The organism is Clostridium sp. (assembly GCF_029267215.1).
In the GTDB taxonomy this organism is placed as follows: Bacteria; Bacillota; Clostridia; order Clostridiales; family Clostridiaceae; genus Sarcina.
Window position 1 is genome coordinate 1 of the sequence record NZ_JARIDH010000081.1, and the last position, 23,539, is coordinate 23,539.

General features: G+C 28.8%; 26 protein-coding genes. 21 read left to right on the forward strand and 5 right to left on the reverse strand.

Annotated features, from left to right (window positions below):
* Window positions 1–20: 20 nt before the first annotated feature.
* The 16 genes from rpsF (at window position 21) to Q1K13_RS12425 (ending at window position 13,960) form a co-directional block, all read left to right on the forward strand.
* A complete protein-coding gene (gene rpsF / locus Q1K13_RS12350) occupies window positions 21–308 on the forward strand; it encodes a 30S ribosomal protein S6 (protein WP_300351415.1) in 288 nt (95 codons plus the stop codon).
* Between the two features lie 13 nt (window positions 309–321).
* Complete coding sequence (locus Q1K13_RS12355; protein WP_300351417.1) at window positions 322–774, forward strand: single-stranded DNA-binding protein; 453 nt, start codon at window positions 322–324, stop codon at window positions 772–774.
* A gap of 30 nt (window positions 775–804) precedes the next feature.
* Window positions 805–1,047, forward strand: coding sequence for a 30S ribosomal protein S18 (gene rpsR / locus Q1K13_RS12360; protein ID WP_003451020.1), 243 nt, complete (start codon window positions 805–807; stop codon window positions 1,045–1,047).
* Between the two features lie 137 nt (window positions 1,048–1,184).
* Complete coding sequence (locus tag Q1K13_RS12365) at window positions 1,185–1,502, forward strand: MazG-like family protein (protein ID WP_300351419.1); 318 nt, start codon at window positions 1,185–1,187, stop codon at window positions 1,500–1,502.
* A 15-nt stretch (window positions 1,503–1,517) separates the two neighbouring features.
* The gene (locus Q1K13_RS12370; RefSeq protein ID WP_300351421.1) at window positions 1,518–2,519 is read left to right on the forward strand and encodes a DUF2232 domain-containing protein; all 1,002 of its coding nucleotides are present in this window, start codon (window positions 1,518–1,520) and stop codon (window positions 2,517–2,519) included.
* 27 nt (window positions 2,520–2,546) lie between these two features.
* The gene (locus Q1K13_RS12375; RefSeq protein ID WP_300351424.1) at window positions 2,547–4,505 is read left to right on the forward strand and encodes a DHH family phosphoesterase; all 1,959 of its coding nucleotides are present in this window, start codon (window positions 2,547–2,549) and stop codon (window positions 4,503–4,505) included.
* A 1-nt stretch (window position 4,506) separates the two neighbouring features.
* A complete protein-coding gene (rplI, locus tag Q1K13_RS12380; protein WP_300351428.1) occupies window positions 4,507–4,953 on the forward strand; it encodes a 50S ribosomal protein L9 in 447 nt (148 codons plus the stop codon).
* A gap of 15 nt (window positions 4,954–4,968) precedes the next feature.
* Window positions 4,969–6,867, forward strand: coding sequence for a Lon family ATP-dependent protease (gene lonC / locus Q1K13_RS12385; RefSeq protein ID WP_300351430.1), 1,899 nt, complete (start codon window positions 4,969–4,971; stop codon window positions 6,865–6,867).
* 380 nt (window positions 6,868–7,247) lie between these two features.
* Window positions 7,248–8,582: a replicative DNA helicase gene (locus Q1K13_RS12390; RefSeq protein ID WP_300351432.1), complete on the forward strand. Its 1,335-nt coding sequence runs from the start codon at window positions 7,248–7,250 to the stop codon at window positions 8,580–8,582.
* A 321-nt stretch (window positions 8,583–8,903) separates the two neighbouring features.
* The gene (proC, locus tag Q1K13_RS12395) at window positions 8,904–9,704 is read left to right on the forward strand and encodes a pyrroline-5-carboxylate reductase (RefSeq protein ID WP_300351435.1); all 801 of its coding nucleotides are present in this window, start codon (window positions 8,904–8,906) and stop codon (window positions 9,702–9,704) included.
* A 430-nt stretch (window positions 9,705–10,134) separates the two neighbouring features.
* Entirely contained in the window at window positions 10,135–10,620 is a 486-nt protein-coding gene (locus Q1K13_RS12400) for a PTS sugar transporter subunit IIB (RefSeq protein ID WP_300351438.1), read from the forward strand.
* A gap of 49 nt (window positions 10,621–10,669) precedes the next feature.
* Window positions 10,670–11,464 carry a PTS mannose/fructose/sorbose/N-acetylgalactosamine transporter subunit IIC gene (locus Q1K13_RS12405; RefSeq protein ID WP_300351441.1) on the forward strand — a complete coding sequence of 265 codons (795 nt, stop codon included), beginning with the start codon at window positions 10,670–10,672 and terminating at the stop codon, window positions 11,462–11,464.
* Complete coding sequence (locus Q1K13_RS12410) at window positions 11,464–12,270, forward strand: PTS system mannose/fructose/sorbose family transporter subunit IID (protein WP_300351443.1); 807 nt, start codon at window positions 11,464–11,466, stop codon at window positions 12,268–12,270. The genes Q1K13_RS12405 and Q1K13_RS12410 overlap by 1 nt, the downstream gene beginning before the upstream one ends.
* A gap of 139 nt (window positions 12,271–12,409) precedes the next feature.
* Window positions 12,410–12,814, forward strand: a complete 405-nt coding sequence (locus tag Q1K13_RS12415) for a PTS sugar transporter subunit IIA (protein ID WP_300351446.1) — start codon at window positions 12,410–12,412, stop codon at window positions 12,812–12,814.
* 16 nt (window positions 12,815–12,830) lie between these two features.
* Complete coding sequence (locus tag Q1K13_RS12420; protein WP_300351449.1) at window positions 12,831–13,094, forward strand: preprotein translocase subunit YajC; 264 nt, start codon at window positions 12,831–12,833, stop codon at window positions 13,092–13,094.
* 140 nt (window positions 13,095–13,234) lie between these two features.
* Window positions 13,235–13,960 (forward strand): GntR family transcriptional regulator, encoded by a 726-nt coding sequence (locus Q1K13_RS12425; protein WP_300351452.1) that lies wholly within the window; start codon window positions 13,235–13,237, stop codon window positions 13,958–13,960.
* 30 nt (window positions 13,961–13,990) lie between these two features.
* Here the strand turns inward: Q1K13_RS12425 and Q1K13_RS12430 are convergent, their stop codons facing one another.
* The 5 genes from Q1K13_RS12430 to sdaAB all read right to left on the reverse strand — a co-directional run bounded on the left by Q1K13_RS12430 (window position 13,991) and on the right by sdaAB (window position 18,245).
* Entirely contained in the window at window positions 13,991–14,263 is a 273-nt protein-coding gene (locus tag Q1K13_RS12430; protein ID WP_366522633.1) for a class II D-tagatose-bisphosphate aldolase non-catalytic subunit, read from the reverse strand.
* Window positions 14,264–14,339: 76 nt separating this feature from the next.
* The gene (locus Q1K13_RS12435; protein ID WP_300351455.1) at window positions 14,340–15,197 is read right to left on the reverse strand and encodes a tagatose bisphosphate family class II aldolase; all 858 of its coding nucleotides are present in this window, start codon (window positions 15,195–15,197) and stop codon (window positions 14,340–14,342) included.
* A gap of 64 nt (window positions 15,198–15,261) precedes the next feature.
* Window positions 15,262–16,431, reverse strand: a complete 1,170-nt coding sequence (locus tag Q1K13_RS12440; protein WP_300351458.1) for an SIS domain-containing protein — start codon at window positions 16,429–16,431, stop codon at window positions 15,262–15,264.
* A 250-nt stretch (window positions 16,432–16,681) separates the two neighbouring features.
* Window positions 16,682–17,563, reverse strand: a complete 882-nt coding sequence (sdaAA, locus tag Q1K13_RS12445; protein ID WP_300351461.1) for an L-serine ammonia-lyase, iron-sulfur-dependent, subunit alpha — start codon at window positions 17,561–17,563, stop codon at window positions 16,682–16,684.
* 1 nt (window position 17,564) lies between these two features.
* Entirely contained in the window at window positions 17,565–18,245 is a 681-nt protein-coding gene (gene sdaAB, locus Q1K13_RS12450) for an L-serine ammonia-lyase, iron-sulfur-dependent subunit beta (RefSeq protein WP_300351464.1), read from the reverse strand.
* A gap of 498 nt (window positions 18,246–18,743) precedes the next feature.
* Here sdaAB and Q1K13_RS12455 point away from each other — a divergent pair, with 498 nt between their 5' ends.
* From Q1K13_RS12455 to fsa, 5 genes are all read left to right on the forward strand, one after another.
* The gene (locus Q1K13_RS12455) at window positions 18,744–20,030 is read left to right on the forward strand and encodes an adenylosuccinate synthase (protein WP_300351467.1); all 1,287 of its coding nucleotides are present in this window, start codon (window positions 18,744–18,746) and stop codon (window positions 20,028–20,030) included.
* 277 nt (window positions 20,031–20,307) lie between these two features.
* Window positions 20,308–20,787 carry an NUDIX hydrolase gene (locus tag Q1K13_RS12460; protein WP_300351469.1) on the forward strand — a complete coding sequence of 160 codons (480 nt, stop codon included), beginning with the start codon at window positions 20,308–20,310 and terminating at the stop codon, window positions 20,785–20,787.
* Window positions 20,788–20,905: 118 nt separating this feature from the next.
* Window positions 20,906–21,097, forward strand: a complete 192-nt coding sequence (locus Q1K13_RS12465; RefSeq protein ID WP_300351472.1) for a DUF1858 domain-containing protein — start codon at window positions 20,906–20,908, stop codon at window positions 21,095–21,097.
* 338 nt (window positions 21,098–21,435) lie between these two features.
* The gene (locus Q1K13_RS12470) at window positions 21,436–21,978 is read left to right on the forward strand and encodes a rubredoxin-like domain-containing protein (protein ID WP_300351475.1); all 543 of its coding nucleotides are present in this window, start codon (window positions 21,436–21,438) and stop codon (window positions 21,976–21,978) included.
* A gap of 491 nt (window positions 21,979–22,469) precedes the next feature.
* The gene (gene fsa / locus Q1K13_RS12475) at window positions 22,470–23,117 is read left to right on the forward strand and encodes a fructose-6-phosphate aldolase (RefSeq protein WP_300351478.1); all 648 of its coding nucleotides are present in this window, start codon (window positions 22,470–22,472) and stop codon (window positions 23,115–23,117) included.
* The last annotated feature ends 422 nt before the right edge of the window (window positions 23,118–23,539 follow it).

Genomic DNA, 23,539 nt, shown 5'->3' on the forward strand with positions numbered 1-23,539 from the left:
AGAGGGAGGAGGTGTAAATGATGAGAAAATATGAAACTATATTCGTAGCTCACCCATCATTAGACGAGGAAGCTGTTAAAGCTTTAATCGAAAAATTCAAGGGTGTTATAGAAAACGGAAATGGTACTGTTGACAACGTTGATTTCTGGGGTAAGAGAAAATTAGCTTACGAAATCGCTAAAGTTAACGAAGGTTTCTATACTTTAATAAACTTCACTGCTAACACAGAATTACCAAAAGAGTTAGACAGAGTATTCGGAATAACTGACGGAATAATCAGACACATCATCGTTAAAGAAGAGCAATAAGAGGTGATCGTAAATGAATAAAGTAGTTTTAATTGGTAGACTAACAAAAGATCCAGAGCTTAGATTTGCGGCAGGAAGTGGAACAGCAGTTGCTAGATTCACATTAGCTGTAAACAGACAATTCAAAAAAGATGAGACTGATTTTATCAGTTGTATCGCTTTTGGAAAGACTGGTGAAACTATCGCTCAGTATATAACTAAAGGTAGACAATTAGCTATCTCAGGAAATATTAGAACTGGTAGTTATGAAGCTCAAGATGGAACTAGAAGATATACTACTGATGTAGTTGTTGAAAGTTTCGACTTTATCGATTCAGGAAATGGTGGAGCAAGAGGAAACTCAGGTTTTAACCAAGGAAATGATTTCGGTGGTTCTTTCGGAATGCCAGATAATTCATTTAGTGATTCATCATTCAATGGTAATGATGATATGACACCAATTGATGATGGAGATATTCCATTCTAATTCATAATTTAGGTAAGGAGGGAAATAGTGATGAGTAACGTAAAAAGAGGCGGAAAATTCAGAAGAGCAAGAAAAAAAGTTTGCATATTCTGTGTTGATAAAGCTGAATCAATAGATTACAAAGATGTAGCTAAATTAAAGAAGTACATCACAGAAAGAGGTAAAATATTACCAAGAAGAATTTCTGGAACTTGCGCTAAGCATCAAAGACAATTAACAGATGCTATCAAGAGATCAAGAAATATCGCATTATTACCATTCACAACTGAGTAATGGTTGCAAAACCCCTGATATTTTCAGGGGTTTTTTTTATATAGTCATTATTATATAAATTCATTTTATTGCATATGGGTATGAAAATAAATAAAATAAAAGTATATAATTAAAGGGTATAATTGGGAGGGGAGACTATGAGGAAAGATAATTTTAATATCATGGGGGATATAAAGATTATTGAAGAAATAAAAGCTCAAGTTATCTGTATATTAGGCGAGTTATTTACGCTTTTAACAAGAGGAAGTAATGTTGCAAAAGATGCTATAGTAAATTGTATAGCATCCCTAATGATTTTACTATACATTTTAGCTGATAAATTAGGACATTCTGCTGTAGAAGTAGATGAGACTATAAAAAAAAGTTTAAAAATTGGTATAGTTGAAGAAGATAAACTAGAGAAACAAGGAGGTAATTTAACTAAGTTATTTAACCATTTAAAAGAAAGAAGATAGATTTTGGAGGAATATATGGAACATAAATTAAAAAGTAAGTCTATAGTTGAAGCTGGTATTATGGCTGCTGTTATTTTTATTTTAATGATGCTTACTACCTTACCTGGAATAGGACTATTAATTTCTTTTGCCGTTCCAATCCCAGTAGCTATTCTATACTTAAAATATAATCTTAAGACATCTATATGTTCTGTTATTGTTGGTGGAATCATAGTAGGACTTTTTATGGGGCTTATTTATGGAGTTCAGGTAATAATAACTAATGGTATTATAGGTACTGTTTTAGGAATATGTGTTAAGAAAGGTTTTACGGGAATAAGGTCATTAGTTTATTTGTTTTTAGCTAACATAATTGGTACAATTGTTGAATTAAGTTTATTATTTTCTGTGTTCACAGGAATCACTTTTAATGATTCAATAAATCAAATAGTAGAAGTTTTTCATGAATCAGCTAATATTACAGAGAAGTTGGTTGGAAATATGCCTAATGCTAATACTCAGATGTTAGAACTTATGAAAAGTATTGATGCTGAAGCTATTATGACTATGGTACCATTAGCAGTTACAATGTTTATAGTTATTAGAGCTTTACTAAACTTTTTTGTTGGAAAAGCAATATTAAAAAAGATGGGATTTAAACTAAATAGTTTACCTCCATTTTCAAATTGGTTTTTTAACCCAATAATAGTAACAGCGGTTGTATTAGTAAATATGGGAGTAATTTTTTTAACAGTAAAAGGATTTATATCTAATAAAGGTTTTGTTTATACAACTCAGAATATCTTAATATTAATGCTACTTATACAAGGGGCATCTGTATTATCAAATACATTAAAAAATAACTTTAAAATGAATGGAGTAATAGTTGGATTTATCATTGCATTTTTAGTTACATCATCTATGGCATTGGGAATTGCATTATTAGGATTGATTGATGTTATTTTTGATATTAGAGGAGTTGATCCAGATAGCTTTGGAACGTATTTGAAAGGAAAAATAAAATCAAAGTTAGGATAACTAATGAATATATAAGGAGCTGTTAAAATGAAGTCAATATTAGGATGTTGTAATAAAATTTTAGCTTGCTTTTTAGTTATAATTTTATTATGCTTAGTTCTTTGGAACTTAAATTTAAGAATTTTAGCTCTAATAGTACCTTTTTTATATATAATTTATTTAATATATAAAATATTTAATTTCTTAAAAGACGAGAAAAAAGAAGAAAATAAAATAGATAAATTATATAAAGAGATTGATGAAAGAATTAAAAACAATGTATTTAATTTAATTTTCCCAATAACAATATTAAATTCGACTGGAGAAATTATTTGGTATAATAATAAATTTGCTAAACTTACAAATACTGAAGAACCTTTAGAAAATAATTTAGTTTCAGTCATAAAAGGTATAGCTCTAGATAAAGTAATTAGAACTGGAAAAGAAAATTCTCAAAATATTAAAATAAAAGGATGTATTTATGAAGTTTATAGTGAAACCATAAACTTAGATGATAATGAAGAAAAATATTTCTTAGTTTATTTTAATGATGTAACATATTTAAAGAAGGCTACTAAAGAAAGTACAATGCTTTTAGAAGTTGATAACTTTAGTGAAGTTTTAAAAACAATCAAAGATGATACAAAACCATTACTTATAGCAGAAATTGAAAGAACCATAAAAAATTATGGTAATTCTTTAAATGCCATGATAAAAAAATATGACAATAGTAAATATATTTTATCTGTAGACGATGCAATTATAAGTAAGGAAATTTCTAAAAAGTTTGATATACTAGATACTATAAGAGAAATTAATTTAGGAAATGAAATTGAAGTTACTTTAAGTATTGGTGTTGGAAGAGGTGGGGAAACACCTTCTGAAAATCAAGGATATGCAACTAAGGCTAAAGAACTAGCTTTAGGAAGAGGTGGAGACCAAGCTGTTGTTAAATCAGGAAAAAATATTGAATTCTTTGGTGGAAATGCTAAGGAACTTGAGAAAAGAACAAGAGTTAAGGCAAGGGTTGTAGCTCATGTTTTAAAAGAATTAATTTATGAAAGTAGCACAGTTTATATAATGGGACATAGAAATCCAGATATGGATTGCTTTGGAGCTTCATTTGGTCTTGCATCAGTAGTGAAGAAGTTAGGAAAAAATGTTAATATAGTATTAGAAAAAGATACTAATGCTATAGAATTTTTCTTGGATAGAGTTAAGGAAAAAGAAGAATATAGTAACTTATTCATATCTACTGAAGATGCAAAGAAAAATATAGATGATAATACTTTATTAATAGTATTAGATGTTAATAGTGCAAACTATATTTTAGATAGAGAGCTTACTGAAATGATTGAGAGATTAGTTGTAATTGATCATCATAGAAGAAGTCCTGAGGAAATAAAAGGAGCATTATTAAACTATATAGAAGTATATGCATCATCAACATCAGAGCTTGTAACTGAAATGGTTCAATACATGCTAGATAAACCTAAACTTAATAGAATTGAAGCTGAGGGACTTTTAGCTGGTATTTATATAGATACTAAAAACTTCTCATTTAAAACAGGAGTAAGAACCTTTGAAGCTGCTTCATTCCTAAGAAGATTAGGCGCAGATACAGTAGAGATTAAAAAGATATTTAGTAATAACTTAGAAAATTATATAGCAAAAGCAGAGGTAATAAAATCTGCAAAGGTAGAAAATAATATTGCAATAGCTGTTTGTCCAGACACAATTACAGATAATATAGTGGCTGCACAGGCTGCAGATGAATTACTTAGTATCACAGGAATTCAAGCTTCATTTGTATTAATAAAGATTGGAAATGATATTGTAATAAGTGCAAGGTCATTAGGTGATATTAATGTACAGCTAGTATTAGAAGAATTAGGTGGTGGTGGTCATATGACTATGGCTGGTGCTAAACTTAAGAATTCAACTGTGGAAGAGGCTATAGAAAAAATAAAAGAAGCTATTGTTAAAAATTCAAGGGAAGGTGAATAAAATGAAAGTAATATTACTTCAAGACGTTAAAAAATTAGGTAAAAAAGGCGATGTTATAAATGCATCAGATGGATACGCAAGAAACTTTTTATTTCCAAAGAAATTAGCTCAGGAAGCTACAGATAACAATCTTCATATTTTAAATAATAAAAAAGAAAATGAGAGAAGACAAAAATTAGCTGAGTTAGAAGCTGCTCAAGCTTTAGCTGCAAGTTTAAAAGATAAAGTTATAAAAATAGATGGTAAAGCTGGAGAGAATGGAAAGTTATTTGGAGCTATAACAAGCAAAGATGTAGCTGGACTTATCAAAAAACAATTCAATGTAGAAGTTGATAAAAAGAAAATAGTTATGGAAACAATAAAAATTGCAGGAACTTACAACATAGAAGTTAAACTATATCCAGAAGTTTCAACAAAAATGAAGGTTATGGTTGTTCCTGTTCAATAAGAGGAGGATTCTATTTTGAAATCAATTAGAGAATTAGAGGTTCTACAAGATGTTATGAATAGTGAGCTTGGAGTAGAATCTCAAGTTGAAGCACTAAAAGGAATAATAAACAATATATTAGACGAAGGTGCATTCAGAGCTAGAGTAATAAGATTTAAAATTCAAGAATATATAAATTCAGAAAATCCATATGAAAGACTTTATGGATTAAGTAAAATAGTTTCAGAAGGAAAGGGATTAAGTGAAATTCCAACAGATGAAAATATTAATGAAGCCTTAGAAGATGTTTGTGCTATGATATCAGATGCTATTGCTAGAAGATATGTTCAAAATAAAATTGAAAAAGAAGTTGAACAATTCTTAATGGAAAAGCAAGAGAAATATGTAGATGAACTTAGAGTTAATATCATGAAAAAGAAAAAAGGTCCTGAGAATGCTAAGACAGAAAAGAAACTTGAGGAACTTCAAAATTTAGATAATAGAGTTCCAAATAAGAATATAATGTCTTTACTAAGACCAGATTCTTTTGATGAAGTTGTTGGTCAAGAGAGAGCAATAAAATCATTGCTTTCAAAACTTGCTTCACCATACCCTCAACATATTATTCTTTATGGCCCACCAGGGGTTGGTAAAACAACTGCTGCTAGAATAGCCTTAGAAACTGCTAAGAAATTAAAGTCTACTCCATTTAATGATGAATCAAAATTTATAGAAGTAAATGGAACAACTTTAAGATGGGATCCAAGAGAAATAACAAATCCACTTCTAGGCTCAGTTCATGATCCTATCTACCAAGGTAGTAAGAGAGATTTAGCTGAAATAGGAGTGCCTGAACCAAAACCAGGTTTAGTAACAGAGGCTCATGGAGGAATATTATTCATTGATGAGATTGGTGAGTTAGATGAAATTCTTCAAAATAAACTTTTAAAAGTTTTAGAAGATAAGAGAGTTGAATTCTCATCATCATACTACGATCCAGATGATGAAAATACTCCTAAATATATAAAATATCTTTTTGATAATGGGGCACCAGCAGATTTTGTTTTAATTGGAGCCACAACAAGAGAACCAGGAGAAATAAATCCTGCTTTACGTTCAAGATGTACAGAGGTTTATTTTGAACCACTATCATCAAGAGATATTGAAAAGATAGTTTTAAATGCAGCTAAGAAGCTTAATGTTAAACTTGAAGAGGGACTAGAGAAAAAGATAGCTTCATACACAATAGAAGGTAGAAGAGCTGTTAACATATTAGCTGATGCATATGGTCATGCTATATATGGATTAGAAGGTGAAATTCCAGAAGACTTAGAAATAACTTCAAAAGATTTAAATGAAGTTATAAGTATAGGAAGATTTACTCCATATGAAATTTTAGAAGACTTAGATACTAAGGAAGTAGGACACGTTTATGGACTTGGAGTTTCAGGATTTTTAGGTTCAACAATAGAAATTGAAGCAACTGCTTTCAAAGCTAAGAAAAAGGGTGCTGGAAGAATAAGATTCAACGATACAGCAGGTTCTATGGCTAAGGATTCAGTATTTAATGCTGCATCAGTAATAAGAAAACTTACTGATAAAGATATACATGATTATGATATACATGTTAATGTAATTGGTGGTGGAAAGATAGATGGACCATCTGCTGGGGCTGCCATAACAATATGTATAATGAGTGCTTTATTAGAGAAGCCAATAAGACAAGATTTAGCTATAACTGGAGAAATTTCTTTAAGAGGAAAGATTAAACCAGTTGGAGGTATATTTGAAAAAATATATGGAGCTAGAAGAAAAGGAATTAAGTTAGTAACTATTCCTATGGATAATAAAAATGATATTCCTAATGGATTAGAAGATATAGAAGTTAAAGCAATTAGTTCAATAGAAGAGCTTATGGACATAGCATTTAACTAATACAAATAAATTGAAAACCTAGAGTTATTCTCTGGGTTTTTTTATTTAAGCTTATATAAAATATATTTATACAATTTATATAGAGTAAAAAATAATATAATTCTCTAAAATTACATGGTATAATTAAAAACTATATGTTTTTAATTGGATTTAAGGTATTATATATATTGTGTTTATAAATAAATTTATATATAGCTCTAAAATTCAAATGCATAAACAAATTGTATAAAGTGAATTGTTTGGGTTATATTGGATAGTAACGATTAATTTATAGTTAAATATTTAAAAAAAGTAAGATGGTTTATTAGGTTAGTTAAATCTTATAAACTTTTAATAATATTAGAAATTTATTTTGGGGGAAAGGAGGAAAATAAGGATTAATGGAAGCACCAGTAATGAAGAGTTTGCCACAAAGTATAGAAGCAGAGCAATCTGTTTTAGGGGCAATGATAATAGATAGAACTACCATAGCCCAGGCTGCTGAGGTTTTAAATAAGGATTCATTTTATAGAGATGCTCACAAAGTGATATTTCAAAGCATAATAGAAATGTATCAAAGAGATCAGGCTGTAGACCAATTAACTTTACTAGAGTATTTAAAATCTACTGATAGACTTGAAAAAGCAGGCGGTATAAGTTATGTAACAGAGATAAGTGCATCTGTATTAAGTACAGTTAATATAAAATCATACATAAAAATAGTTGAAGAAAAAGCTACTCTTAGAAGACTTATAAAATCTTCTACTGAAATAATAGAAAGTTGTTATAACAATCAAGATGATGTTTCAAAAGTTGTAGATTCAGCAGAAAAGAAAATATTTGATTTAGCTGAGAAGAGAACATCAAGTGATTTTGAACCTTTAAGAGATGTTCTTGAAAGAGGTTTTGAACAAATAGAAGCTATATTTAATAACCAAGGAGAGGTTAGTGGAGTTTCTTCTGGATTTAAAGATTTAGATGAGATGACAACAGGATTTCAAAAGGGTGATATGATTCTTATAGCTGCTAGACCATCAATGGGAAAAACAACATTTGCTCTTAATATAGCTGAGCATGCTGCATTAAGAGAAGGAAAGAGTGTAGTTATATTCTCATTAGAGATGTCTAAAGAACAATTAGCTTATAAGTTATTATGTTCAGAAGCTAATGTTGAGATGCAAAATCTTAGAACTGGTAAGTTAAGCGATGAGGATTGGGACAATATAGCAAGAGCATCAGCACCACTTGCTTCATCAAAGATTTATATAGACGATACTGCTGGGGTTTCTATAATGGAGATGAGATCAAAATGTAGAAGACTTAAAATGGAGCATGGAATAGACCTTATACTTATTGACTATCTTCAACTCATGAGTGGTAGTGGAGAAAGTAGACAACAAGAGGTTTCTGAAATATCAAGAAATATCAAAGCTATAGCTAAGGAAATGGAGTGTCCTGTTATAGCCTTATCACAGCTTTCTCGTGCGCCAGAGCAGAGAGCAGATCATAGACCTATGTTATCAGACCTTAGAGAATCAGGTTCAATAGAACAGGATGCTGACCTTGTTATGTTTTTATACAGAGATGAGTATTATAACAAGGAAACAGAAGATAAGAACGTAGGAGAATGTATAATAGCTAAACAAAGAAACGGTGCTGTTGGTACTGTTAAGCTTTCATGGCTTGGACAATACAGTAAGTTTGCAGATTACGAAGCTATTCATAAAGATGCTTAATATAAAGGATGTATTTTGTTTTAGATAATTTAGAATAAAATACATCCTTTTTTATAAGGTTCTTTTTTAAAACTAGTGTTGATTTTAGCTAGTTTTTCAGACTTACTTAATTTCACAGAAAGTTTAAATTAACATTACCTTAAAATATAATATTTTATAAAATAAAAGAAGATATTAAAAAGTTTATAAATTAAGTTTCCAAAAATATTATTTTGAGTTTTTATTAAAAGGTATATAATAATAACAATATTATTTTTGTTTTAACTTAATTTCATATTTAAGAACTAATAAAATTTTTTATTTGGGAGAGGAGAGATATACATGAATAAAAAATTAGGATTCATAGGTTGTGGAAATATGGGAAGTGCAATGGTTGGAGGAATAATAAATTCTGGACTTCTTAAAAAAGAAAATATAATAGCTTCATGTTCAAGAGAAGAAAGTGCAAAGAAAATAAGTGAAAAATTAGGAATAAAAACAACTCTTAATAATAAAGAGGTATGTAAGGAAAGTGATATAATATTCCTTGCTGTTAAGCCATATATGTATGAGAAAATTATAAAAGAAATAAAAGATGAAATTGGGTTAGATAAGATTGTTGTAACAATAGCTGCTGGAATAAATTTAAAAGATGTTGAAAAATGGTTTGATAAGAAGACTAAGATAATTAAAACAATGCCTAATACACCAGCATTGGTTGGAGAAGCAATGAGTGCTATTTGTCCAAATGAACTAGTTTCAAAAGAGGAATTAAAAGAGGTTATGAGTATATTCGATGCTTTTGGAAAATGTGAAGTATTGTCAGAGAAAGACTTTCATGGATTTATAGCCCTTTGTGGTTCATCACCTGCATATGTTTATATGTTTATAGAGGCAATGGCTGATGCAGCTGTTAGAGAAGGTATAACTAGAGATAAAGCTTATAAATTAGCTGCGCAATCTGTTTTAGGTTCAGCAAAGATGGTTTTAGAAACTGGAGAACATCCTGCTAAATTAAAAGATAATGTTTGTTCACCAGGTGGAACTACTATTGAAGCTGTTTTAGAACTAGAAGAAAAAGGCTTTAGAAATTCAATTATAAGTGCAATGAAGAGTTGTGCAAAAAAATCTAAAAAAATGTAATTTTATATATTGACAAAATAATAAAAAGAACATATACTTTAAGTATGATAATCATTATCAATTACGAAGTGATTATTACTCAGAACTGATTAAAAACAAACAAACATAACAAACATAATAAAAACTCCTAAGAAAACTTCTAGTATTAACTAGAAGTTTTTTATTTACTTATATTTCCTACCTTAAATTTTACCCTATAAAAATATTAATAATTACTTTGAATAAATTAAATTTTTAAGAATATAAATTTACTAATATAGAATTTTATAACTAAAGATGAAATAAAGTGTATGATAACTAAAACTATTGCAATGGTTAATCAAAATTTTAAAATTTAAATACAAATGGTAATAATAACGTTAACTTTTATAAAGATAATTTACTAGTTTAGTAAATAAATTATTAAAAATAAGGTTAAGGGGGATTATATATGCCAATAGTACATTTTAGAGTTGATGGAAGATTGATTCATGGGCAAGTTGCCTTAGCTTGGTCTAAGATGACAAATCCAAATCATATTATAGTTGCTAATGATATGGTTGCAAAAGATCCAAATCAACAAGCTATTTTAAAATTAGCTGCTCCAAAGCAGGTAAGATTATCAATGCAACCTGTTGATAAGGTTATTGCATACTTAAATAGAGGGCTTGCTCCTAATGAAAAGGTCTTTTTATTAGTAAAAGATGTAGTAGATGCTAATAGAATCTATGAAGGTGGTTTCAATTATATGGACCTAAATATAGGCAATATGACATATAAACCAAATTCTAAAAAATTAAGTGAAAAGCTATTTGTAACAGAACCAGAATTTGAGGCTTTAAAAAGTTTATTAGCTAAAAATGTTAATTGCTATTTTCAAATGATTCCAGCAGATGGGAAACAAGATATCAGACCTTTGGTAGAAAATTTAAAATAAGCAATTTATTTTTTTAGAGTAAAATTAAATATTTTAGGAGGATATGTTTATGCAAGAAATAGGAATTATTCAAGTTTTATTATTATCTGTATGGGCTTTCCTAAGTATAAATGAAATGTTAGGTACTTATCTTGGTCTATGGCACAGACCATTAATAGCTGGTGTTGGAGCAGGTATTATCTTAGGAGATATTAATACTGGTTTATTCATTGGTGCGACATTAGAAATGATGTCATTAGGTGTTCATTCATATGGTGGGGCTGTTGTACCAGACTATACAACTGGGGCTATCCTTGGTGTTACTTTTGGACACTTAACAGGAAGTTATGAAAGTGGTATTGCATTGGGAGTTCCAATAGCTTTATTAGGATCTTATCTAGATGTTTTAGCAAGATTATCTACTGGAATATGTGCTCATAAAGCCGATGGACATGCTGCTAATGGAAACTTAAAAGGTATGTGGAGATGGCACTTATTTGGATCAGTTCCATGGGGATTATCAAGAGCTATACCTGTTTTCGTAGGTGCTTATTTTGGATCAGAAGTTGCAACTGCATTTATTGAAAAGGTTCCTGTTTGGTTAACTGATGGATTTGCTGCCGCAGGACGTGCAATGCCTGCATTAGGAGTGGCTATTTTATTAAACTATTTACCAATAACTAAGCAATGGTATTTTGCTATAATGGGATTTATTTTAGTATGTTTCTTAAAGTTACCAATGATTGCTGTTGGATTAGTAGGTCTTATAACTGCTATTATTTACGTTGAATTATACAATAAAAATGATGGACCTTCATCATCAAATAATGATGAAGATTTTGAACAGATAGGAGGCGAATTCTAATGGAATCTAAAATAACTAAAAAGGATTTATGGCAAGTCTTTTTAAACCATTTATTATTACAAATTTCTTGGTCATATGAAAGAATGCAAGCTTTAGGATTTGCTATATCTATATCACCTATTTTAAAAAAAGTTTATAAAGATGATCCAGAAGGAATGAAGAAGGCATTAACTAGACATATGGAATTCTTCAATACTTGTCCTAACTATGGTGCGACAGTTATATTAGGCATAGTTGCTGCATTAGAGGAACAAAAAGCTGACCCAGATCTTATAAGAGGTATTAAAACTGGTATGATGGGACCTTTGGCTGGTATTGGTGATAGTATGATGTTTGCTATCTTAGGACCATTATTAATATCTATCCCAGCTTCTATGGCTTTAGCTGAAGATTTTACAGGGGCATTAATTGCTCTTGTTATAACACAAATAATATTCATTGGTTGGAACTTTTTTATAAAGTGGAAACTTATAACTTTAGGTTATCAAAAAGGTGCTGATTTAGCTTCAAGCTCAGCTGGAATGATGGAAAAAATAACTTTTGGTGCTGGAATCTTAGGATTAATAGTTGTTGGAGGAATGGTTGGTTCAATCATAAATATTACAACTCCAATCCAAGCTAATTTTGGAGGATACGAGTTTGTTCTTCAAACAACTTTAGACAGTTTATTCCCTAAATTACTTTCAGTTTTAGCTGTTTCAGGAGTATTTTATTTATTAAGAAATAAGAAATGGAGTCCAGTTAAAATCGTTATTTGTATGTTTGTATTATTTACTGCTTTAGGTGCTTTAGGAATAGTTGCATAGTAAGTTAATTAATTATTAATTATAGAATATATAATAGCGAGGATTATCTAAAGCTTAGTTAAACTTTGAATTTATGAGTTTCCATCTTTAATTAGATGGGAACTCTATTAATAAAGAGAGTTTTTGGAGGAAAAATTTAATGATAGGTGTAATATTAGTAACTCACGGTGGAATGGCTAGTGGAATATTTGATGCAGTAGAAATGATATGTGGGGAACAAGAAAAGTTTGAAGTAGTTTCATTGCAAAGAGGACAAGATGCTGAAAGCTTAGGGAAAGAGGTATCAGAAAAAATAGAAAAAATGAATGATGGAGATGGAGTGGTAATTCTTGTTGATTTACTAGGAGCAACTCCAATGAATCAATCAGCTTTAAATTTATTTAAATGGGATAATGTAGAAGTTATTACTGGTGTTAATCTTCCAATGGTTGTAACTGCAACAATGGAAAGGGATTCTTTTAATGATATAAAAGAATTAGTTGATAAAATTAAAAGTGATGGAAAAGAAAGTATTTGTAGTGTAAGAGAAGTATTAAACTTATAGGAAAGTGGGGATACTGATGAAAGGCTTTATGATTGTTTTATTAGTGTTATTATCTGTATTTTTAGTTTGGTATATAGTTAGTTTCAGAGGAGTTAATAAGGATAAAGCAAGGCTAATAGAACAACAAACAAATCTTGTAGTGGGATCTAATGTTGTTTTGAGTAGTGGAATTTATGGTAAAATTTCAAAAGTTAATAAAGAAACTGTAGAGGTAGTAGTTGATAAATCTAAAAATATTGTCTTAACTGTTGAAAGATTTTGTATCTCTAAAGTTTTATAAATTTGAAAATAAATTAATTTTAATATAACCCACAGTATTACTATGCTGTGGGTTAATATTTTATAAAGAAAAATATTGAAAATAAAGTAAAAATATGATAACACTATAAGCGTAGTATATTAGGATGTAGAGGTGACGGAATGTTTAAGAGAAGCAGAGGTATAGCGCTTTATCATCAATTAGAAACTGAATTAATAGACCTTATAAATAAGGGAGATATTAAAGAAAATGACAAATTACCATCTGAAAGAGAAATATGTAATCAATATAATGTAAGTAGAACAACAGCTAGACAAGCTATTGGAGAATTAGAGAGAAAAGAATATGTTTATAAGATTCATGGCAAAGGTACATTTGTATCACCAAAAGTTTATAAACAACAGTTATTAAAATTTTATAGCTTTACAGAGGAAATGAAGAAGCTTGGCAAGAAGCCATCTTCAGAAATTTTAGGATTTGAGTTAATAAAAGCTAATGAGAAAATAGCCATTAAATTAGGAATTAATAAAGACGAAAATATATATAAAATTTTAAGACTTAGAATAGCTGACGGTATTCCTATGATGCTTGAATTTACTTATTTACCTGAATATAGATTTTTAAAATTACAAGATAAGATGCTTAGAGAAAGACCTATGTATGATATATTTAGAGAAAAGTATAATGTAAGTATTACAAAGGCTAAGGAAAGTTTTAAGCCCGTATTAATAAATAAAAATGATGCTAAAATACTTAACGTAAAAGATGGAACAGCAGCTATGAAGATTGAAAGAATTACATATGAAGATGAAAATATTATAGAGTATACAGTAAGCATTTCAAGAGGAGATAAATTTGAATATAATGTTGTTTTAGAAGAATATTAGTATTTTATATTAATAAAAAATAGCAAAAGGCTAAGTTAGAATATAGCCTTTTGCTATTTTAATTTTATAATGAATTGAATTTTCTTCAATGGAATGGTGAGTTGCATAATTGTAATTTTCTATGAAATCTTTAACTCTATATTTAAAATCTATTGTCTTAATTCCAGGATAACCACCAAATTGATTAACTTGAGTTGCTGTTGATTCTATAAGTAAGAATTCATCATTATATAAAGTATTTTTCATAGCTACTTCTGTAATATAATTGTTAGAAGAACAAACTGAATATATATCAGTTGGTATTCAAGCTTTTTGCTTTTTTATAATTTATTTTATTGGGTGTTGTAATAAATTAAAACCTGCTTAATTATAAAATGAATTAAGCTTTACCATTGCTACCACAAAGTAGAATTTTATGTCTAACAATTTTTTTCATTGCTTCTTTTCCAGGAGTCATATACTTTCTTGGATCATTAGCTTTTGGATTTTCATTGAAATATTTTTTTACTGCATCAGAGAATGGAATTTTTAAATCAGTGGCTACATTGACCTTACAAATACCAAGATTTATAGCTTTTTTTACTAATTCATCTGGTACATCAGAAGCGCCATGTAAAACTAGAGGAACTGATACCTTTTCTCTTATTTTAACTAATCTATCAAAATCTAATTTAGGAGTTCCTTTATATAATCCATGGGCAGTTCCAATTGCTATTGCAAGTGAATCTACACCTGTTCTTTCAACGAATTCTTTGGCTGAGTCAGGATCAGTATAAGCTCCTTCACTTTCATCAACAACTAAATGATCCTCAACACCAATAAGTTTACCAAGTTCAGCCTCAACAGTGGCATCATATCTGTGAGCAAAATCTACAACTTTTTTTACTATATTTACATTTTCATCAAATGAATGATGAGAAGCATCTATCATACAAGATTTAAATCCAGTTAGTATATGATTATTTATAAGTTCAGTATCTTCAAAATGATCTAAATGAATTGCTATTGGAATATCATATTTTTCTGCAGCAACCTCAGCCATAGAAACAATGTAGTCTGGACCAGCATAATCTATTGTCCCAGGAGTACCTGCAATTATAACAGGAGATTTTAATTCATAGGCAGTTTCAACAACTACTTGAAAAGTCTCTAAGTTGTGTATGTTGAAAGCAGGAATTGCATATCCTCCTTTTTGAGCTCTTAAAAGCATATCCCTAGTAGATTTAATTTTATTCATAAAAACACCTCTCAAAATAATCAAAATTAATAGTTTTTCACTTTTATACCTATTTACTTTTTTATTATTTATACTCGTGTATTGTTACACCTTGAACAACTCTATTAACTGTTCCATCAGGTCTTGGATTATCAGGAGAAATTCCAAGTCTTAATGAGTTGAAGAAGGAAATCATTTGTCCAAAAATTATATAATTAAATGCTGAGAATGTATCATTTAAATCAGAGCCATTAGAAGTTATATACTTATGAGAAATTTCTTTTAAATCTTCTTTGTTAGCATAGCTTAAAACAGCAATTTTTTGATTTCCTTCATCACTATAAACTTCTTTTATAAGATCATAGTCATAAAGTGCAGTATATTCATTTGATGAACATAAGAATATAACTAAAGTATTATCATTTATTATTGATTTAGGACCATGTCTAAAGCCTAGTATTGATTCACAAACAGTAACTTGTTTTCCAGAAGTTAGTTCTAAATTTTTTAGTGCCATCTCATGACAAAGACCTTTCAATGAGCCAGAACCTATATAAACAATTCTTTCAGCTTCTAAATCAGAAATTGCTTTTGCATCTTTCCATTGATTATCAAGAGAAGATTGTCCTTTTTGAATTAATTCATCAACTATTTCTTTATTCTTTTCTAAATTATCTATATCAAAAAGAAGTAGAGTGGCTAATGTCATGCAAGTAAATGAACTTGTCATAGCAAAACTCTTATCATTTGATTTTTCAGGCATTAATAAAACCAAGTTACTTTCTTTTTCTTGTGATTTTTTAGCAAGCTGACCATCTTTATTACAAGTAACAACTATGTGAGCTAAGTTAGGAACTTTCTTTTCAAATAAATCATAAGTTCCAACACTTTCTGGACTGTTTCCAGATCTAGCATAGGAAACTAAGATGGTAGCACAGTTTTCATCTATATATTCATCAGGATTGGATACAAAGTCGGTTGTTGCAATAGCTTCAACTCTTTTTCCAAGTTCTTTTGATAGGTAAAGATATATAGTATCTCCAACATAAGCAGATGTACCAGCACCAGTCAAAATTATTCTTACATTTTCTTTAGCAAGATTCTTATTTAAGAAGTTTTTTATTAAATTTTTATTATTTTCTATTATTTCTAAAGTTTCTTTCCAAAGCTTTGGTTGTTGATATATTTCAGAAGCAGTATATATTGCTTTTAAATTTTTTAAAGATTCTTCTGTAAAACCAAAAATTTTATTCATAAATTCTCACCTCTAATTATCATGTCATCATTACCAGTTAATAAAAAATATGCTGTTAGTAATGATGTTATTACAAGTTAATAATATAATAAAAATGGAATTAATGTCAATAATTTACTTTAAAGCGTGTGAGTTTATTAAATTGCAATAAAAAGAAGTTACTAAAAATCAGTAAAACCAATAATTTAAAAATAATAACTAATGATTTATACTAAAATTTATAGTAACTTCTAATTTTTAATTAATAATATTAATCTTCTTTTCCAAAAACTTTTTCCTTTAATTCAAGACCAGTTTTAGTTATTGCTAATCCACCTAAAGCTGTTTCTCTAAGTGTGGCAGGCAGTGATTTACCTACTCTATACATAGCTTCCACAGTGTCATCAAATGGTATCTTACTATGAATGCCAGCCATGACTAAATCAGCCGTAGTTAAGGCACTTACAGCCCCAGCGAAATTTCTTTTTGCACAAGGTACCTCAACTAATCCTGCAATTGGATCACAAACAAGGCCTAATATATTTTTTAGTACTATTGCACCGGCATCTAAGGCCATATCAGGAGTACCACCCATCATTTCAACAGTGGCAGCGGCACCCATTGCAGCGGCTGATCCACATTCTGCTTGACATCCACCCTCAGCACCAGCCAAAGTGGCATTTTGAGCGATAATCATACCTACTGATGAAGAAGCTAATAATCCCATGATAAGTTCATCATCACTTAGATTTAATTTCTCACCAACTGTTAAAATAACAGCAGGTAATATTCCACAAGAACCAGCAGTAGGAGAAGCGACTATTCTTCCCATGGATGCATTAACTTCTGAACATGATAATGCTTTAGCCATTGCACCTACCATAACGTCCCCAGTTAATGTTTTTCCATTATTTAAATATTTTCTTAATCTATAAGCATCTCCGCCTATTAATCCACTAACAGAGTGAACTTCTTTTTCTTGTCCTTCCTTAGCTGCTTCTTTCATAACATGAAGAACTTTTTCCATACCTTTAATAACTTCTTCTCTAGTACAATTTTTATTTTCCATTTCATGTTGTATAGCATACTCAGCTAAGGAAAAATTATTATCTTTACATATTTGCAATAATTCAGCACCATTTCTAGCAATCATATTATATATCCTCCTTTACTGGATTTATAACAACTATTTTTTCAACGGATTCAACTTTTTTTATCTCATCTACAAGGTTTTTAGTAAGAGGATTATCTAATTCAAATACCATTCTTGCGGCTTTACCTCTTTCTGTTCTAAATACTTTCATGAAAGCTATATTTATATTATGTTCATAGACAATGGCAGTTACTTTTGAAACAGCACCAGGAACATCTTTATGAGAAATTATTAATGTTGGATATTCACCAGTAAACTCAACAACACTTCCATTTACCTCAGTAATTTTAATACTTCCACCACCAATTGATGAACCAACTATTTCATGGAATACTCCATCTATATCTTCAATTATAAATTTAACTGTATTAGGATGTGCATCTCCTAGATTAGCTTCTTTAAATTGTATTTCAATGTTGTTTTTCTTAGCTATTTCTAAAGAATTTCTAAGTCTTGTATCAGAAGGTTCCATGCCTAATATGCCTGCAACTAAGGCCTTGTCAGTACCATGTCCTTTATATGTTTTTGCAAATGAACCATGAAGTAAAAATGTAACTTTCTTTATTTGTTTACCACATATTGCTCTAGCAACTTTTCCAAGTCTTGCAGCGCCTGCAGTATGAGAGCTTGAAGGACCAATCATTATTGGACCAAGAATATCGAAAACACCATATGTATTCATTTTTATTCTCCTTTGATATTTAATAAAAATTAAGATAAATAGATTTTTTTATGTACGTGTTTTATTGCTTATAGTATAACATTTTTTTCTTACTTACTTAAAAATTTTCATTAAAAAATACGTAGATTAAATAATAATATTTTTTAAAATTTATATATAATATGAAAATAATTTTTGTTAAAATCTTATTTTATTGTTAAGAATAAAGAATGAGTAGTTAAATTAGAAAATGTTAAGAATTTTGACGAAGAAATATTATTTAATTAAACATTTTATAATTAAATTAAATAAAACGAATTTAAAAATGAAAAAAATGTTATAATATTCGTTTTTATTACCTTGACCTTAAGGTTTTACTTTGATAATATGGTATAGGACAATGAAATTTATAGTAAAAACACTTATAAATACGAATATTAGTCCTTTAATAAATGTATATTAGCCGTTAAAGCGGTAATAAAAGAATGTTAATGTTCTTTTTATGAGGAGGAAATTATAATGTCAGCATTTGTTGTATTAGGAGCTCAATGGGGAGACGAAGGAAAAGGAAAAATGACAGACTACTTAGCAGAAGAGGCAGATGTAGTTGTTAGATTCCAAGGAGGAAATAACGCTGGACATACAGTTGAAGTTGAAGATAAACAATACAAATTACACTTAATACCTTCAGGAATATTACATGATGAAAAATTAAACGTAATAGGAAATGGTGTTGTAGTAGATCCTAAAGCACTATTTACAGAGATAGATTATTTAGAAGATTTAGGAGTAAAAGTAACTCCAGAAAAATTAATAGTTAGTGATAGAGCACATCTTATAATGCCTTATCATATAACTTTAGATAAATTAAAAGAAAAAGCTAGAGGAAAAAATGATATTGGAACTACTTGCAAAGGTATAGGACCATGTTATACAGATAAATTTGAGAGATCAGGAATAAGAGTTTGTGACCTTATGCATAAAGATTCTTTCGCAGAAAAATTAAGAATAAACATAGAAATGAAAAATGGATACATTAAATTATTAGGTGGAGAAGAGTTAAACTTTGATGAAATCTATAATGAGTACATGGCTTTTGCTGAAAGATTAAGACCATACGTTAAAGATACTTCAGTTGAAGTATATAATGCTATACAAGCTGATAAGAATGTATTATTTGAAGGTGCTCAAGGAATGCTTCTTGATATAGATTATGGTACTTATCCATATGTTACTTCATCAAACACAACTTCATGTGGGGTTCCAAGTGGAGCTGGTATAGGACCAAATATGGTGACTAATGCTGTGGGTATAGCTAAAGCTTACACAACTAGAGTAGGTAAAGGACCATTCCCAACTGAGTTAGAAAATGAAACTGGTGAGTGGATAAGAGAAAAAGGTCACGAATATGGAGTAACTACTGGAAGATCAAGAAGATGTGGTTGGTTAGACATAGTTATATTAAAAACTACAACAAGAGTATGTGGTTTAACTTCATTAGTAGTAACTAAAATAGATACATTAGCTGGCTTAGATAAAATACAAATGTGTGTTGGATATGAGTTAGATGGAAAAGTTATAGATTACTTCCCAGCTAGTTTAGAAGATTTAGCTAAGTGTAAACCAATATACGAAGAGTTCGAAGGATGGGGAGAAGAAGTTGCTGATGCAAGAAGCTACGAAGAACTTCCAGAGAACGCTAAGAAATATCTAAGAAGAATAGAAGAATTAACAGGAACTAAGGTTTCAATAGTTGGTGTTGGACCAAAGAGAAACCAAACAATAAGAGTAACAAAAGAAATCTAATACTTAACATATATACCTATAAAATAGCTTGAGATTTAATCTTAAGCTATTTTTCATATTTAAAGTATAATAAATATAAATTAGTGAGAAAATTTCTTATATAAGATTTTATTGTAAATAGATTTTAAAGCATTTTTAATGATTAAGTTTTATTTAAAAGTTATTTCTAAGTTAGTTAAAATAATTTTATTTTAAGTGATTTTTAGTATAGTTTAAATTGGTTAAAACAATTTAGTTTTAAAATAAATAATTAGGTTATATTTAAAGGAGAAAAATTATGGGATATATTATGGATTTGAGGAAAGAGTTACCTAATCCACATAGACCTCTTATAATGTGTTCAGCTGGCGTTATAATAATAGATAATTTAGGAAGAGTATTATTACAGCAAAGAACAGATAATAATATGTGGGGACTTCCTGGTGGAAGCTTGGAACTAGGAGAAAGTTTTCAAGAAGCAGCTATAAGAGAGGTTTATGAGGAAGTAGGTTTTAAAATTAGCACATTAGATTTATTTAACGTTTATTCTGGTGTGAATTGCTACAACAAATATCCAAATGGTGATGAAATATATAATGCTTCTTCAATATTTGTTACTTCAAATTATGAAGGAGAGATGGTTCTTCAAGAAGAGGAGAGCATGAGTGCAAAATTTTTTTATAAGCATGAAATTCCTAATTTAGAAAATATTAATCCACCGGATAGAGTTGTTATTAAGGATATAATAGAAAATTTAGAAATAAATAAGTATTTATAATAAGGTTTATTTTACCATAATTAATTCAGAGTTAAATACTTGAGTTTAAAAATTAATCAGCGTATAATTAAAAATATAAAATTTAATCTAAGTATAGTTTAAGAGAGGTGTAGTTAAAATGATAACTAAAGACATGACAATCGGAGAAATAATAAGAAAAATACCAACAGCTACTGAGGTTTTAATGAGCTTTGGAATGGGTTGTGTTGGTTGTCCATCAGCTCAAGCTGAAACGTTAGAAGAGGCTGCAATGGTTCATGGAATAAACTTAGATGACTTGATAGCAGCAATAAACAATATAGAATACTAATTTATTTAATTATATTAAAGTACGAAGAATTCTTGATGAAGGCTTCGTACTTTTTTTGTTTGATAAAAATAGTCTCTGTTTTAAAATATCATTGATTTTATATAGAACAGTAGTATCACTTTAATAAACTATTAAAACAGAAGCAAAAAATAAAATTTTAAAAAATTAAAAAATAATTCAAATAACTATTGCTAAACAATAATAATTATTATATAATAATATCATAAGGTTGAGGAAAATAAAAAATCAACTAATAAATGACTAGAGATTAAGACTTTAAAAGATTATATAAATTAAAATTAGATAAAGAAATTGTTTGTTTGTAGGAGGAATATATTATGAAAAAATTTGTTTGTACAGTATGTGGATATGTTTATGAAGGAGAAAAAGCACCAGAAAAATGCCCAGTATGTGGTGTTGGAGCTGATAAATTCATGGAACAAAGTGGAGAATTAAACTTTGCTGATGAGCACAGAATTGGAGTAGCTAAAGGTGTTGATGAGAGAATAATCGAAGGATTACAAGCTAATTTTGCTGGAGAGTGTACAGAAGTAGGAATGTACTTAGCAATGTCAAGACAAGCTGATAGAGAAGGATTCCCAGAAGTTGCAGAAGCATATAAAAGAATAGCATTTGAAGAAGCAGAGCACGCTGCTAAATTTGCTGAAATGTTAGGAGAAGTTGTGGAAGCTGATACAAAAGCTAACTTACAAGCTAGAGTAAATGCAGAGCACGGAGCTTGCCAAGGTAAAAAAGATTTAGCTACTTTAGCTAAACAATTAAATTTAGATGCAATCCATGACACAGTTCATGAAATGTGTAAAGACGAAGCTAGACATGGAAAAGCTTTTGAAGGATTATTAAAAAGATATTTTAATTAAGATTAAATAAAAAAGTGGTTAGGAAAAATTCCTAACCACTTTTTTTATTTTCATATATTTGTTGAAACAAATTGGCTTTTTATGATTATTATTAAACTTTCAATGAAACTCTAAAATATTTATTTTCTTTTAGAAAATCTAAACAAAATATAAATTAAAAATCGATTAAAATATTCGCAACAATTTTTTTGGTAAAACTATATATGTTAAAAAGAAATATAAACACAAAAAAAGACTGTGAAAATTAATTTGAATATTTGTATATGTTTTTAATGAAAAAGATTTCAAAAGAATATTCTATTAATCAAATAATCTATATTAAATTCAAGAAAATCTTAATTATAACATATTAATAAGGAAAAATAAATTAACAAATTGTTAATAATAAATATAAATATTGAATATTTTTTGAGTTAATGTTAATATTTAGGAGTGGAAACGATTTTAAAACTAAAATTAATATTTTTAAAGTAATAAAAAGGAGAAATGAAATGAAAATATTTATTGATACTGCTAATGTAGAAGATATAAGAAAAGCTAGTGAATTAGGTGTCATATGTGGAGTTACAACAAACCCTTCATTAATAGCTAGAGAAGGAAGAGATATAAAAGAAGTTATAGAAGAGATTTGTAGTATAGTTGATGGACCTATCAGTGCAGAAGTTATGGCTTTAGAATGTGATGAAATGGTTAGAGAAGGAAGAGAGTTAGCTAAAATCCACAAGAATATAGTTATAAAAATACCTATGTGTGAAGAAGGATTAAAAGCTGTAAAAATATTAGCTAAAGAGGGAATAAGAACTAATGTTACTTTAATATTCTCACCATTACAAGCTTTATTAGCAGCAAGAGCTGGAGCATCATTTGTAAGTCCATTCTTAGGAAGACTTGATGATATAGGAAATCCAGGAATAGAAATAGTAAGTCAAATAGCTGAAATGTTTAATATACATGGAATAGATACTGAAATAATCTCAGCAAGTGTTAGAAATCCAATGCATGTTTTAGACTCAGCTATGGCAGGATCACACATTGCAACAATACCTTACAATGTTATTGTTCAAATGGTTAAGCATCCTTTAACTGATGCTGGAATGAAGAAATTTATTGAAGATTACAACAAAGTATTCAATAAATAAGAAATTTTATTTTTAAAATACAGGTGTAAATTTAGTTTATAAAGTATTAATACTTTTATAAAATATGATAATACAATTAATTTTATTTATCATATTATAAAATTAAAAACAGTCAACAATTAACCCTTAAAAGAATTATCTTTTTTAGATAATTCTTTTTTTATTTTTATATGTATGCTGAAAAAATACTACATTAATTAATACTTATAAATATTTAGAATATATTATGATTTTTAAGAATAATATTACTAAATAAAAAACAGTTACATTATAAAAATAAAGGTATATAAATATATTTTTATAATAATTTAATTTTAATTAGGTATTGTAAATAAAATGCATAATAAGGTATGAAATATACATGTTTTTTATTTATATTAAAAGATAAAATTATAAATGTAAACATTGTCATAAGTATGGGG